This window comes from Acinetobacter sp. WCHAc060006, from assembly GCF_004209135.1.
GTDB classification, from domain to species: Bacteria; Pseudomonadota; Gammaproteobacteria; order Pseudomonadales; family Moraxellaceae; genus Acinetobacter; species Acinetobacter cumulans.
In genome coordinates this window covers 1-450 of the sequence record NZ_SGSS01000105.1, presented here as the reverse complement: position 1 = coordinate 450, position 450 = coordinate 1, and the positions used below count along the sequence as shown (strand labels likewise).

General features: G+C 41.6%; 1 protein-coding gene. It reads left to right on the top strand.

The annotated features are described in order from the left end of the window. Positions 1–450: IS5 family transposase (locus EXE29_RS17385; protein WP_120365126.1), on the top strand; the 450-nt coding region annotated here is incomplete at both ends.

Here is a 450-nt window from a genome sequence, read left to right as displayed (position 1 = left end):
TGGATTAAATTGGACCGCACCAGATTACAGTACGCTTTGCAGAAGACAAAAACATATTGATATTGCGATTAATTATCAAAAAAGCAGTGGTGGGCTTAACTTGCTGGTAGACTCTACCGGTCTAAAGTTTTTAGGTGAAGGTGAATGGAAAAGGAAGAAATATGGACCTGAATATCGTCGCCAATGGCGTAAACTTCATATTGGTATAGATGCTGAAACCCTTCAAATACGCGCTATTCAACTCACTACAAATAATGTGAGTGATTCACAAGTGCTTGGTGATTTACTCGATCAGATTCCACAAGATGAGCAGATTGACTCTGTTTATACCGATGGAGCTTATGACACCAAGCAATGCCGTCAGGTCATTGCAGATCGGCAAGCGCATGCGGTGATTCCACCTAGAAAAAATGCGAAACCATGGAAAGATACAAAGATCAGCTCGCTAGC